The sequence below is a fragment of the Poseidonocella sedimentorum genome (assembly GCF_900116005.1).
GTDB classification, from domain to species: domain Bacteria; phylum Pseudomonadota; class Alphaproteobacteria; order Rhodobacterales; family Rhodobacteraceae; genus Poseidonocella; species Poseidonocella sedimentorum.
In genome coordinates, this window is record NZ_FOYI01000002.1 from 219093 (window position 1) to 231572 (window position 12480).

At 63.2% G+C, this 12480-nt stretch carries 11 protein-coding genes; 2 read left to right on the top strand and 9 right to left on the bottom strand.

Annotated features, from left to right (window positions below; translation table 11 throughout):
• Positions 1-230: 230 nt before the first annotated feature.
• The 7 genes from BM353_RS04045 to BM353_RS04075 form a co-directional block, all read right to left on the bottom strand.
• Positions 231-1334: a flagellar basal body P-ring protein FlgI gene (locus tag BM353_RS04045; RefSeq protein WP_092076888.1), complete on the bottom strand. Its 1104-nt coding sequence runs from the start codon at positions 1332-1334 to the stop codon at positions 231-233.
• On the bottom strand, positions 1334-2341 hold the full coding sequence (locus BM353_RS04050) for a flagellin (protein ID WP_092076890.1): 1008 nt from the start codon (positions 2339-2341) through the stop codon (positions 1334-1336). The genes BM353_RS04045 and BM353_RS04050 overlap by 1 nt, the downstream gene beginning before the upstream one ends.
• A 3-nt stretch (positions 2342-2344) precedes the next feature.
• Positions 2345-3796, bottom strand: a complete 1452-nt coding sequence (gene flgK / locus BM353_RS04055; RefSeq protein WP_092076892.1) for a flagellar hook-associated protein FlgK — start codon at positions 3794-3796, stop codon at positions 2345-2347.
• A gap of 35 nt (positions 3797-3831) precedes the next feature.
• Positions 3832-5130 carry a flagellar hook protein FlgE gene (locus tag BM353_RS04060; protein ID WP_092076894.1) on the bottom strand — a complete coding sequence of 433 codons (1299 nt, stop codon included), beginning with the start codon at positions 5128-5130 and terminating at the stop codon, positions 3832-3834.
• Between the two features lie 108 nt (positions 5131-5238).
• Positions 5239-6069 carry a flagellar motor protein MotB gene (locus tag BM353_RS04065; RefSeq protein ID WP_092076896.1) on the bottom strand — a complete coding sequence of 277 codons (831 nt, stop codon included), beginning with the start codon at positions 6067-6069 and terminating at the stop codon, positions 5239-5241.
• Positions 6070-6161: 92 nt separating this feature from the next.
• Positions 6162-7529, bottom strand: a complete 1368-nt coding sequence (locus BM353_RS04070; protein ID WP_092076898.1) for a polysaccharide biosynthesis/export family protein — start codon at positions 7527-7529, stop codon at positions 6162-6164.
• A gap of 83 nt (positions 7530-7612) precedes the next feature.
• Positions 7613-8833 carry an argininosuccinate synthase gene (locus tag BM353_RS04075; RefSeq protein ID WP_092076900.1) on the bottom strand — a complete coding sequence of 407 codons (1221 nt, stop codon included), beginning with the start codon at positions 8831-8833 and terminating at the stop codon, positions 7613-7615.
• A 135-nt stretch (positions 8834-8968) separates the two neighbouring features.
• Between BM353_RS04075 and ilvA the strand changes: the two genes are divergently transcribed.
• Positions 8969-10207, top strand: a complete 1239-nt coding sequence (gene ilvA / locus BM353_RS04080) for a threonine ammonia-lyase IlvA (RefSeq protein WP_092076902.1) — start codon at positions 8969-8971, stop codon at positions 10205-10207.
• Positions 10208-10217: 10 nt separating this feature from the next.
• Here ilvA and BM353_RS04085 read toward each other — a convergent pair whose 3' ends face one another.
• Positions 10218-10559, bottom strand: a complete 342-nt coding sequence (locus tag BM353_RS04085) for an Hpt domain-containing protein (protein ID WP_245759560.1) — start codon at positions 10557-10559, stop codon at positions 10218-10220.
• A 177-nt stretch (positions 10560-10736) separates the two neighbouring features.
• On the opposite strand from BM353_RS04085, the gene BM353_RS04090 reads away from it, so the two are divergent.
• The gene (locus BM353_RS04090; protein ID WP_092076904.1) at positions 10737-11954 is read left to right on the top strand and encodes a PP2C family protein-serine/threonine phosphatase; all 1218 of its coding nucleotides are present in this window, start codon (positions 10737-10739) and stop codon (positions 11952-11954) included.
• Here the strand turns inward: BM353_RS04090 and BM353_RS04095 are convergent.
• The gene (locus BM353_RS04095; protein WP_092076906.1) at positions 11951-12403 is read right to left on the bottom strand and encodes an NUDIX domain-containing protein; all 453 of its coding nucleotides are present in this window, start codon (positions 12401-12403) and stop codon (positions 11951-11953) included. The genes BM353_RS04090 and BM353_RS04095 overlap by 4 nt on opposite strands.
• Positions 12404-12480 lie beyond the last annotated feature (77 nt).

Sequence of the window (12480 nt, forward strand, 5' to 3'; positions counted from 1 at the left end):
CCCTCGTCCTTGTGTGAGATGCTGCCCCTCCGGGCCGAGCAGCGGTCGCTTTCGATGATAGCGGCTCTCACGGCGCTTAAATCGCTGTATTCAAACCAGATCTGCGCCCCCGTGCTCCGATGGCGGGAGGTCAGCGCGGACTTTGACTCTTCAAGAGATCAGCGATTTCAAACCTTTCGCGCGCGCCAAAGACCTCTCTCACGAGGGTCATGGCACGCGCGATACCAGGCTCAGCGCACCACGAATTCGGCGTGCAGGGCCCCTGCGGCTTTGATGCTCTTGAGGATATCGATCATGTCCCGCGGCGCGACGCCGAGGGCGTTGAGGCCCGCGATGACCTCTGACAGGGACGTCCCGTCCGGGACCTCGGCAAGGCCGATCCCGGGTTCTTCCTCGATGGCCGCCTCGGTGCGCGGGACCACGATGGGCTCGCCGTCGCTAAACGGGTTGGGCTGGATCACCAGCGGCTCTTCCTGGATTCGCAGCGTCAGGTTGCCCTGAGAGACCGCGACCCGGCTGATGCGGACGTCTTCGCCCATCACGATCGTTCCCGACCGTTGATCCACCACCACGCGCGCGCGGCGTTCGGGTTCGACGAGAATGTTTTCCACGCGCGCAAGGGCATGCGCCGGAGAGGGCTGACGCGTGCTGGCGATGTCGAGCGCGACGGTGCCCGCATCAAGCATCCGCGCCACACCGCGGCCGAAATTGCGGTTGAGCGCCTGTTCGATCCGGCCGGCCGTGGTGAAGTCCGGCGTGCGCAGCGCGAGCCGAATGGTTTCGAGATTGGCAAAGTCGAAGTCGACCTCACGTTCGACCCGCGCCCCGGACGGGATCACACCCGCCGTCGGTACGCCCTGCACCACCTGCGCGGCATCGCCCTCGATGGACGCGCCACCGGCGATGATCGTGCCCTGCGCCACGGCATAGATCTGGCCGTCGGCGGCGTTGAGCGGGGTCATGATCAGCGTACCGCCGAGCAGACTGCTTGCATCGCCAATGGCCGAAACGGTGGTGTCGATCTGCCCACCAGCGCGCGCGAAGGGCGGCAGACTGGCCGTGACGATCACCGCCGCGACATTGCGTGGCCGGAACTGCTCGCCGGCAACATTGACGCCGAGCCGTTCGAGAATGTTCGACATGATCTCTTCGGTAAAGGGCGCGTTCCGGAGCCCGTCGCCCGTCCCGTTGAGCCCCACGACGAGCCCATAGCCCACCAGATCGTTCCCTCGCACCCCGTCGAATTCAACCAGATCCTTGATCCGGATCGGCCCGGCTTGCGCCGCGTGACCAAGCAGCAGAACGAAGAGAACTGTCAGGAGGCGATGAAGCATCAGATATAATCCAACAGGGACATGCGCGAGGCATATGCGGTTGAGGTGTAGAGCGCTTCGAGTTGAAACTGGACGTTTTCAAGCCGCGTCGCCGTCTCGTAAGGGTCCGCCGCGACGAGTTCCGTTCGGGCGATGGAATAGGCCGAGTGTTCAGCGGCGATCCGCGCCTGTTGCGTCTCTATCTGGTTCTGCAGGGTGCCGACGACCGATTGCGTGTCGAGCAGCTTGCCCTTCGCGGTCAGGCTCGATTCCGTGGCGATGTCCATGACCTGCCCGCGCAGAAATGTGTCGTTGGTCACGACCCCGTTCATCATCAGGGCGCCCATGGCAAGCGAGCCGAGCGCCTCGCGCACGCCGCTGTCCAGCGCAGTGATGCCGGGGCCGTAGGTGCGGCCATCGCCGAGCAAGAAGGGCTGCATCTCTTCGGTCGAGCCGATATAGGCGAAGGTCTCGTAGCCGCCGCCGGGCGTGTTGAACCAGTCATCCACGGTCGCGGTGATCACGTCGGGATCGGTCATCCCGGTCACAAGTGTGGAGAGCTCGTCAAGAATATCCTGAGCGTCCGCCAGGGCGGGATCGCCGGTGGCATCGCCCGCAAAGAGAGACCGCCCGCCCGCGGTTCCGTTCAGCGACGAGACCATCGCTCGAAACTGGCTGTCCGCCTCGATGGAGCCGGAGTTGATCGACGCCGGGAAGGACGAGTTCGACGCCGCCAGCATCGCCTCGACCGCGGAGTCGAGCCCCGAGGCCATGCCCTCGAGCGAAAGCTGCTGCGAGTCGGTGAAGAACGTCGCCTCATCGCTCGAGACCTTGAAGGCATCGAGCGACGACAAGGAGCGCTCAAGGCTGGCCAATTGCCCGAAATCCCCAGCAAGCGCGCTGGCGATATCGCTGATCCGACCGGAGGAGAGCTCATCGGTCAGGGTGTTGATTTCCTGCTTGATTTCGGCATTGCGCTGCCGGGTGACATAGCTCTGCGCGAGATCACCGAGGGAAGACATATTCATGAATCAGATCCTCAAAATCGTGTCCATCATCTCGTCGATGACTGCCATGACACGCGCGTTGGCTTGGTAGCTTTGTTCGATCAGGAGCAGTTTCTGCGTCTCCTGATCGGTATCGACGCCGCCTTCCATCTGCAGAAGGGTAAGCTCCGTGTGTTTGGAGGCGGCATAGCTCAGATCGGCCTCAACATTTTGACGAGCAACGCCGAAGTAGGACAGAACGTCGGAGGCCAGCGCCGAGGATGTCCGCGACAGATCGCTAACCCCCGTAGACGACGGTGACCTCTGTTCGGTCAGGACCATCGCGCCGGCCTGAAGGATGGCGCTGTTGCCGCCGTTACCCTGTGTCAGCGCGGACATCCCGTCGCGCAGCCGCCACAGCTCGCCCCCTTCATCCGGATTGGCCGCGTCATTGACCGAGATCCGCTGCGCGATCCCCACCTCATCAGCGGCATCGAAGAGCGCGCCGTTGTCGGTAAAGAGCCCCGGGTCGCCTGCGAGCAGAGAGGTATCGACCGCCGAATCCTGGAACCGGTCGATCAGATCCCGCGCCACCGCATCGACCTTGGATTGCGCGTCGACCATCATGTCATCGCGGACGGTGAACAGCGCGGAGAGCTTGCCGCCGGAGAGTTGCGACATCTGGCTCGCGGTCAGTTCTTCACCGTCGATCGAGATCCGGTCGAGCGAGCCATCCGACACCGCCATGTCGGCTTCGATGGCATTGACCGGCGTGAACTCATAAGATTTCGCGGTTGAGTCAACGAGCACCTGGCCACCGGCCGACAGGACCGCCACCGCGCCGTTGTCGCGCTGCATGAGGCGAATCGGGACAAGCTCGTTGATCGCGTCGAGCGTCACCTGTCGCGCGTCTTCAAGCGCAGCGGTTGACCGCCCGGCGACTGTCGCCTGCGTGATGTCGCGGTTGAGCTCGTGGACGGCTTCAAGCTTGGTGTTGAGTTGGCCGACGGCGGATTCGATCGCCTTTTCGGCCTCGAGCCGCATCGACTGGATGCCATCGGAGAGCCCGTTGAGCGTGTCGGTCAGGTTGACGGCCGAATCCAGAAGCTGGCGCAAGCGCGGCTCCGAATCCGGTCGGCTGGAGGCGGAAATGAGCGCGGTTTCCAAGTCGTTGATGCGCGAATTCAGCGAATCCGCGTCATCGGGGATGCCGAAGGCGCGTTCGAGCCGGGTCATGTAATCCGAGAGCGTCGAGGCCTCGGTCAGTTCCGCATCCGCACCGCGTCGATCCGCCAGGATGACCGGATCGACCGAGCGCGTGATCCCGTCGACGCGGACGCCGCCGGAGCCCGCGCCCGCGGCGGACGAGAGCTCGATCTCGCGCGTGGCATAGCCTTCGGTCATCACATTCGCCATATTCGACGAAACGAGCTGCGCCGCCTTGGACGAGGCCGTGAGGCCCGTGAGCGCATTTTGCAATGATGCAGATATGGACATTTTGCCCCCTTACCGCCCGAGCTTCGAGCGCCCGGTTACCGTTTGATGTTGGTGGTTTCCTGAAGCATCTCGTCGACCGTCTGGATCACCTTGGCGTTGGACGAATAGGCCCGCTGCGTCTGGATCAGATCGGTCAGCTCGCCCGCGACATCGGTCGTGGATTGCTCCCGCGCGAAGGAGACGAACTCGCCCATCGAGCCCTCGCCCGCGTTCAGAAGGAAGAAGCTCCCGCTCTCGGCGGTGGGCAGGTAAACCTGACTGTCCATTGCCAGCATGCCGTTGGGATTGGGCAGGTCGACGAGCGGAATCTGGTAAAGCGTCCGGGTGATCCCGGTGTCGAAGACGCCGTTGACGAAGCCTTTGTCGTCAATCTCGACCGAAATCATGTTGCCGACCGGCACGCCGTCCTTGTTGATGGTCACCGGCGCGAAGGCGCCTGCGAGTTGGGTCATGCCATCGGCGTCGCCCGGCCGGCCGATATCGATGTCGATCGGGCCACGGGCGCTGGTGATCTGGAGAATACCGGTGCTGGCGTCATACGCGCCACCGGACGTGGTGGTGATGCCCGCGAGCGTGCCGCCGTCACCGGTGCTGTCGTTGAAGGTCATGACGTATTCCCCGACGGTCGCGCCCGCAAGCGCGTTGTCCGTGATGGTCATGGTCCATTCGTTGGAGCTGCCCGTGCCCGGAACGGTGGGCGAAAAGGAAAATTCGAGCGACTGGGGGGCGCCGAGGTTGTCGTAGTATTCGATGGAGACCGCGCTTGGATCTCCTGGAGACCCAGCTTCGGTATTGGTGGACGGCAAGTTGAGCGCAATCTCGATCTCGGTCGTGGGCTCTGCGGAGAATGTCCCCGACGTGATTCGCATCGGCTCAAGCCCGGTGGAGGTATCGCGCGGATAGGACGGCACCGTGCCATCGGCATCCGCGGGCCAGCCAAGCAGGACAAGGCCGGATTCGGATCTCAGATATCCGTCCCCGTCCGCGCGGAACGAGCCGGTGCTCGTCAGGAACATCGTCGGATCCTGGCCGGAATCGAGTTGGGCGGCCTGCATGACCGGGATCATGCCGTTGCCCTTGACCGCAATATCGGTGGCGTTAGTGGTGTTGATCAGTGTGCCCTTCTGATCGACCAACTGCTGTGTCGACGCCCGGACACCGCCGGCGGCGTAGGCGCCGCCCGATCCCGCGATGACCACCGAATGAAAATCGGTTTCAACGCGCTTGTAACCATAAGTGGACGAGTTGGCGATGTTCTGGGAAATCGACGCCAGTTTGCTGGCATTCGATGAAAGCCCGGCCACACCTGCATTAAGCGAGGAGGATATCGTCATTGCGCGCCTTTCTGCTGCATTGATCCATTACTGGAGCACAGCAGTACAGAGCAGCGCTTAACAGGCCGCTAACGACGAATGGTGAAGACCGCGATAGCACAGCGCGCGCTAGAGATCGGAACGCAGCAGGATCACCTCCAGCCGATCATTCCGCCGGTCCAGCGGGTTGGGGGTCACGTGTTCACGGTCCGCATGACCGGTCACACGGCTCAGCCGCGCCGGCGACAGGCCCGATTGTTCGAGCAACTGGCGCATGACATCCGCGCGCCCGGCCGAGAGAGCCCAGACGGGTTTGTCTTCCTTCACCACCGGGATCGACGTGACATGCCCTTCCACAGCGACATCATTCTCCACCAGCCGCGTCACACGCCCCAGCATCCCCGCGATATCGCGCAGGATGGGTTCGGGCGTTGTACCGCTTTCGGCGAAGATCGGACGGCCGGGGAGCGAGAATATCTCGATCACGAGCCCCTCGTCGGTCACCCTGGTAACGATATGGCGCATGGTCTCGTCGGCGGCTTCGCTCTCGCCACTATGGCCGAGCAGAGCCTGTTCGACTGTGCTGAAGGCTTCTTCATCCTTCTTGCCATCGTCGGGGCCGCTGTCGCCCTTGGCCTTGTCGCTTTTGCTGGCGTTCTCCTTGGAGCCGCCAATGCCGTTCTTGGGCAGCGTCATCTCCGAAAAGATGTCATTGCCGCCAAAAGCGCCATCGCCCCCGCCCGAAACCGGGCTGAGCGGAATCGTCGGACTGAAGTAGTCCGCAATCCCCTTGCGTTGCTGTTCAGTTGTTGCGTTCAACAGCCACATCAACATGAAGAATGCCATCATCGCGGTCACGAAGTCGGCATATGCCACCTTCCAGGCGCCACCGTGATGGCCGCCCCCGACAATGACTTTCTTCCGTTTGATGATGACTGGCGCGACGTTTTCGCCGACCATGATACCACCACTATAATCTCACCCAGGGACAAGCAGTAGAGGACAGGAGTTAAACCGCGCCTAATACTAGGCTTTTTAACTGTTTTACGCGCTCAGCCGTCTATGGCGTTGGAGGCGCGGTTGACCAGGATCGGGAAGGCCTGTTGCAGCGCGCGGCTCCATTTGGTGATGGGCTGTTCCTCGACGAAAATCACGTCCGAGGGGCGCATTTCCATTCGGGTTGCGACAATCATGTTGGCCGCGTTGCTGGCATCGAGATGCCACGCGAGGATGCGCGTCTCTCCCGCGGCGCGCAGCACGTAAATCGCCGAGGGATCCCCGGTCACGGTGGGAAAACCACCCTGTCCGAGCAAGACATCGGCCAGGCTTACCTGCCGCTGGTAGGGCAGGACGTAGCGCCCCTGCTGCGCCACTTCGCCCGTGAGATAGACGTAGTCCCGGGGCTCGGCGCCAAGATCACCACGCGCCTCATGTAGAGCGCGCCGGTCGGCCAGCTCGCCGCGACGCAGGTTGATCTCGGTCTGCAGGGCCAGAAGCGCCGCTTGCCGCGCTTCCCTGCGTTCGGCGAAGGCGTCGAGCTGCTGCGCATAGTATCGCTGCGCCTGATCGAGATCATAGCTCTGGTCCACGTAGATCGCGTCGCCATCTTTCAGCTGGATCTGCTGGAGATCGCCACGGGCAAAGAACTGCGAGACCGGGATCTGATAAAGCGTCCCGTCACGATAGAGCCGAATCGCCGCCTGATCATCGGCATCGACAGTCATACCGCCCGCCTCGGCCAGCACTTCGCCCAGTTTCAAAGGCGTCAGCGCGATCGGGACGATGCGCGGCGCTCCGACGGCTCCGCCGACAGAGACCCGCTTGGAATTGAAGGCCTCGATCTCCAGCGCAAAGGAGGGATCGAGCTGGTTCTGCACGAAGACGGGAAAGAGATCGGATTCGGCCTGTTCGACGGTGCGCCCGGCCACCTGTATCGACCCGATCTCGGGCACCGCGATCGCCCCGTCATCGCGGACCACGAAGCTCTGGCGCCGGTTTGCACCAAGCACACCGCCGACGCCCGCCGATTCCGATTCGGTCGTCAGCGAGAGCACGTCCCCGACGCCGATGCGGTAAGGTTCGGGCTGATGGGCGGGAGGAATGCGCAGCTCCAGCGGCGCCGCGGGCGCGCTGGCCGGATCGGGCGGATCGGGCAGGGATACGGAGGCCGCTGCTGCCCCGCCGCCGCCCGTCGCGAAAAACGCCGCCGGAAGACCGCGCGGCGTGTAGGGCGTTGCATTGGCCTGAACGACGCTGGTCATCGTCAGGGAGACAACATCCACAGTCGCGCCAGCAGCGGCGCTCTCGACCGTGGGGCTCTTGTAGCTCACGCCGCAGCCGCCCAACCCCAACAAGGTCAGAACAACCGGGAGTGCCACGAAAAGTCGCGGCGCTTCTGCGCCTTCCGTCAAACGGCTCATGACTGAGCTATAAGCGACCCGCGCCGTTCATGCAGCTAGAATCGCTCAATTTTAGACAGATAGGCGCCTCCGCCTTCCGTAGCTCAGCCCTTGGTCCGGCGCGCCCGCGCCGCCAGCAGCTTCAACCGCAAGGCGTTGAGCTGGATGAAGCCCGCCGCATCCTGCTGATCATAAGCGCCCGCATCGTCTTCGAAGGTCACATGCGCCTCGGAATATAGCGATTGGTCCGACCAGCGGCCAACCGTCTGCGCGCGCCCCTTGTAGAGCTTGATTCGCACTGTGCCCGAGACCATCGCCTGGCTGTGATCGATGGCGGCCTGCAGCATTTCGCGCTCGGGGCTGTACCAGAATCCGTTGTAAACGAGCTCGGCATAGCGCGGCATGAGCTCATCTTTGAGGTGCATGGCACCCCGATCAAGCGTGATGCTCTCGATCCCGCGATGCGCTTCGAGCAGAACGGTGCCGCCCGGCGTCTCGTAGATACCGCGCGATTTCATGCCCACGAACCGCCCCTCGACCAGATCGAGCCGCCCGATGCCGTGCTTGCCGCCGAGCTCGTTGAGCTTGGTCAGGATCGTGGCCGGGCTCAGCGCCTTGCCATCGATCGACACCGCATCGCCCCGCTCAAAGCCGATTTCGACGTATTCGGGCGTGTCGGGCGCATCCTCGGGATGCACCGTGCGCTGATAGACGTAGTCGGGCGCCTCCACGGCCGGATCTTCGAGAACCTTGCCCTCAGATGAGGTGTGCAACAGGTTCGCATCGACCGAAAACGGCGCCTCGCCGCGCTTGTCCTTGGCGACCGGGATCTGGTTCTGTTCAGCAAATTCCAGAAGCTTGGTGCGCGATGTCAGATCCCAGATCCGCCACGGCGCGATCACCTTGATCTCCGGGTTGAGCGCATAGGCCGCAAGTTCGAACCGGACCTGATCATTGCCCTTGCCCGTCGCCCCATGGGCGACCGCATCGGCGCCCGTCGCCTCGGCGATCTCCACCAGCCGCTTTGAAATCAGGGGCCGCGCGATGGACGTACCCAGAAGATATTGCCCCTCATAAAGCGCGTTGGCGCGGAACATCGGGAAGACGAAATCGCGGACAAACTCCTCGCGGAGGTCCTCGATGAAGATCTCGGAAACACCGAGCATCTCGGCCTTCTGGCGCGCGGGCTCAAGCTCCTCGCCCTGCCCGAGATCGGCGGTGAAGGTCACGACCTCGCAGCCGTATTCCGTCTGGAGCCATTTGAGGATGATCGAGGTATCAAGCCCGCCGGAGTAGGCAAGCACAACTTTCTTGGGCGCGGTCATTCGGACTGTCCATCTGTTCGGTATCGACGCGCGGATATCGGGTTTTGGCAGCAGGGGCAAGTTTGGCCGGCGCCATGCGGGCAATCCGCCCCGAAACGTCTTGAAACCCCAGGCGCAACCGGCCAAACCAGCCCCATGACCAGATTTCAGGATCAGGCCCGGGCGGCTACGGCGGCGATGCGGGATGTTTTCGAGCCGACGCCGTGCCAGCGCAACGACTATCTCTCGGACCGCTTCGGCGCCGAGATCTGGCTCAAGCGCGAGGATCTGTCGCCGGTGCGGTCCTACAAGATCCGCGGTGCGCTCAACGCGATGCGCAAGGTTCGCGCCGACACCCCGCAGCAGGATCTTTTCGTCTGCGCCTCGGCGGGCAACCATGCCCAGGGCGTGGCCTTTACCTGTCGCCACTTCGGGGTCAGGGGCGTGATCTTCATGCCGGTCACGACGCCGCAGCAAAAGATCGGCAAGACCCGCGCCTTTGGCGGCGATGCCATCGAAATCCGGCTCACCGGCGATTATTTCGACGACACGCTCGCCGCGGCCCAAGCCTTCTGCGCCGAGGCGGGCGGGCATTTCCTCGCCCCGTTTGACGATGAAGACGTGATCGAAGGGCAGGCGAGTGTCGGGGTCGAGATCGCCGATCAGATGCCGAAACCGTTCGATCATATCGTCCTGCCGGTGGGCGGGGGCGGTCTTGCTTCCGGGATCCGCTCCTATTTCGGCACGGACATCGGCTACACCTTCGTCGAGCCCGCGGGCGGGCCGAGCCTTGCCGCAGCGGTGAAGGCGGGTGCGCCGGTCACGCTCGAGTATATGGACAACTTCGTCGATGGCGCCGCTGTGGCGCGGATCGGCGAAAAACCCTTTGCCCGGCTGCGCGGCATCTCCCCCGAGGATCTGGTCAAAGCGCCGGAGGACCGGATCTGCACCACGATTTTGGATATGCTGAACATCGAAGGGATCGTGCTCGAACCCGCCGGCGCGCTGGCCATCGATGCGCTCACCGACATTTCCGATCAGATTCGCGGCAAAACCGTCCTCTGCATCACTTCGGGCGGCAATTTCGATTTCGAGCGCCTGCCGGAAGTGAAGGAGCGCGCCTTGCGCTTTTCCGGCATCAAGAAGTACTTCATCCTGCGGCTCCCGCAACGGCCGGGCGCGCTGAAGGATTTCCTCGCCATTCTCGGCCCGGAAGACGATATCGCGCGGTTCGAGTATCTCAAGAAATCCGCCCGCAATTTCGGCTCGGTGCTGATCGGGATCGAGACCGCGCGGCCGGAGAATTTCGACGCGCTGTTTGGCCGGCTCGGTGCAAGCGGATTCACCTTCACCGACATCACCAACGACGAGCTGCTCGGGCAGTTCCTCGTTTAGGCTCTGGCGATCAGGCGCGGAAAGAGGCCGGGGCGCTGTCCGTTCCGGCCACATCGCAGCCCTTGAAAAACGCATCGCGCGAGGAGGCGAAAACCTCGCGCACAAGGGCCACCGTTTCGTCGTCCGGCGCCTCATCGCAACAGATCACCGCCATGGCGCTGAAGCCCAGATTGAGCGCGCTGCCCTTGAGAAAATGCAGCCGTTCGGCCCGCGCCTCCACGTCCCGCTCCAAGGCGTCGATGCCGCTCTCCACTTCGACCATGAACAGCTTCACGATCTCGGAAAATCCATCTTCCCCGAACTCTTCCCGAAGCTCCGCGATACGCGCCCAGTCAATCAATTCATCAGCCATTGCATGGGTTTGCCCGATGGACCTTACACAAACGTCAACCCGGGCCGCAAAGTCGCTCAAATGCGAGATTTAACCCTTCGGTAATTCCTTTCCACGATGCAGGGCGTCGTTGGAGTGTGGTTCGTGTTACAAAATAGATTGAAAAAACCGCAGCGCGCGCGCGTTGAAGCGAAGCCGATGCATGTTCTTGTCGTTGACGACAGTTCGCTGCAGCGCCGCATATTGAGCAATTCACTGGCCAAATGGGGCTTCCGGGTGACGGAGGCCGATGGCGGGCTCTCTGCGCTCGAGGTCTGCCGCGCCGATCCGCCCGAACTGGTCATCAGCGACTGGATGATGCCGGGGATGAACGGGCTGGAATTCTGCTGCGCGTTTCGCCAGCTGGATCTTGAGGGCTATGGATATTTCATTCTCCTGACCTCGAATTCCGATCGGGATGCCGCCGCCGAAGGGCTCGATGCCGGGGCGGACGATTTCCTGCCCAAACCTGTGCACATTCTCGAGCTTCGTGCGCGCATTTCGGCGGGGCTTCGCATCCTTACGATGCAAAAGCAGCTCTCGGAGAAGAACCGCCTGATCTCGGCCACGCTCTCGGAATTGCAGACCGTCTACGACGCGCTCGACAATGACCTCGCCGAAGCCCGCAAGCTGCAACAATCTTTGCTGCGCGAGCCCGAGCACAGCTATCGCGGGGGCGATGTGACGTTGATGCTCCGCCCCAGCGGTCACGTGGGCGGCGATCTCGTGGGGTATTTCCCGCTGGATGAGAGCCGGATCGCGATTTTCGCCATTGACGTATCGGGCCACGGGATCAGCTCGGCGCTGGTCACGGCCCGCCTCGCGGGGCACTTCTCCGACCAGTCCCCCGCCTACAATCTCGCCTTCACCGCCGACGGCAAGGGCGGTTTCACACCGCGCCCGGCGGCGGATGTGGTTCGGTTGCTCAATGACCTCGTGATTCACGAGATGGACACCGAGCATTACCTGACCTTCCTTCTGGCCTATGTCGATCAGGACAGCGGCGCGATCGAGATGGTCCAGGCCGGCCACCCCTGCCCCATGATCCAGCGCGCTTGCGGACGGATCGACACGATCGGCGAAGGAGGCTTCCCGGTGGGCCTTCTGGACGAGGCGGACTTCGAGACAGTGCACCACGCGCTCGCGCCGGGGGACCGGCTGCTCATTCTCTCCGACGGGTTCATCGAAAGCGCAAACCCCTCAGGCCAGATGCTCGGAGAGGATGGGTTTTCGTCAATCATGGAAGAGCTTAGCGAGGAATCAGGGACGCAGTTCCTGTCCCACCTGAGCGACATGGTCGAGGATTTCGCCGATGGTCAGGAGCTGCCTGACGACATTTCCGCTGCGCTGTGGGAATTTCGCGGCACCGGCGCCTAGCGGGCGACGCCCACCCCAAGCGCCGCAACGAGGAATTGCCGATCCCCATCGTTCTGCAGCAGGGATGCAGCGGCATCGGGCGCAAGCCAGACCGCTTCGTGCCCGTCCTCCCGCGGAGGTTCGAGCCGCCGTACCGGGCGGGCGAGGTAAACCGTGCAGAGCTTTTCGGCCCAGATCCCGTAATCCGGCATGAAGGTAAAGCGGCGAAAAGCCCCGAGCCGCCGCGCCGCGCCGATGCGCCAGCCGGTCTCCTCCAGAACTTCGCGATGCAGCGCGGCAAGCGGCTGCTCGCCCGGATCGATCCCGCCGCCCGGGAGCTGAAACTCTTGCGCCAGCCCGTCCTTCCAGGTCACCAGCACATGCCCGCCCCGCGGCAGAACCGCGTAAACCCCGGGCCGCGCCTTGTAGCGCTGATCCTCCCGGGGAGGCTTGCCGTAACGTCTGATCATCTCGCCCCGTCTTGGTTCCCGGCTTGCCGCTCCTATATGGACGCGGTATGCCAAGGACCGGCGCGCAAGGAAACCCC

Bases quoted from the DNA above. Each gene is read 5' to 3' on its own strand.
- BM353_RS04045 (WP_092076888.1), bottom strand. From the start codon at position 1,334: ATGCTTCATCGCCTCCTGACAGTTCTCTTCGTTCTGCTGCTTGGTCAC.
- BM353_RS04060 (WP_092076894.1), bottom strand. From the start codon at position 5,130: ATGACGATATCCTCCTCGCTTAATGCAGGTGTGGCCGGGCTTTCATCG.
- BM353_RS04090 (WP_092076904.1), top strand. From the start codon at position 10,737: ATGCATGTTCTTGTCGTTGACGACAGTTCGCTGCAGCGCCGCATATTG.
- BM353_RS04095 (WP_092076906.1), bottom strand. From the start codon at position 12,403: ATGATCAGACGTTACGGCAAGCCTCCCCGGGAGGATCAGCGCTACAAG.
- BM353_RS04065 (WP_092076896.1), bottom strand. From the start codon at position 6,069: ATGGTCGGCGAAAACGTCGCGCCAGTCATCATCAAACGGAAGAAAGTC.
- BM353_RS04070 (WP_092076898.1), bottom strand. From the start codon at position 7,529: ATGAGCCGTTTGACGGAAGGCGCAGAAGCGCCGCGACTTTTCGTGGCA.
- BM353_RS04075 (WP_092076900.1), bottom strand. From the start codon at position 8,833: ATGACCGCGCCCAAGAAAGTTGTGCTTGCCTACTCCGGCGGGCTTGAT.
- flgK (WP_092076892.1), bottom strand. From the start codon at position 3,796: ATGTCCATATCTGCATCATTGCAAAATGCGCTCACGGGCCTCACGGCC.
- BM353_RS04085 (WP_245759560.1), bottom strand. From the start codon at position 10,559: ATGGCTGATGAATTGATTGACTGGGCGCGTATCGCGGAGCTTCGGGAA.
- ilvA (WP_092076902.1), top strand. From the start codon at position 8,969: ATGACCAGATTTCAGGATCAGGCCCGGGCGGCTACGGCGGCGATGCGG.
- BM353_RS04050 (WP_092076890.1), bottom strand. From the start codon at position 2,341: ATGAATATGTCTTCCCTCGGTGATCTCGCGCAGAGCTATGTCACCCGG.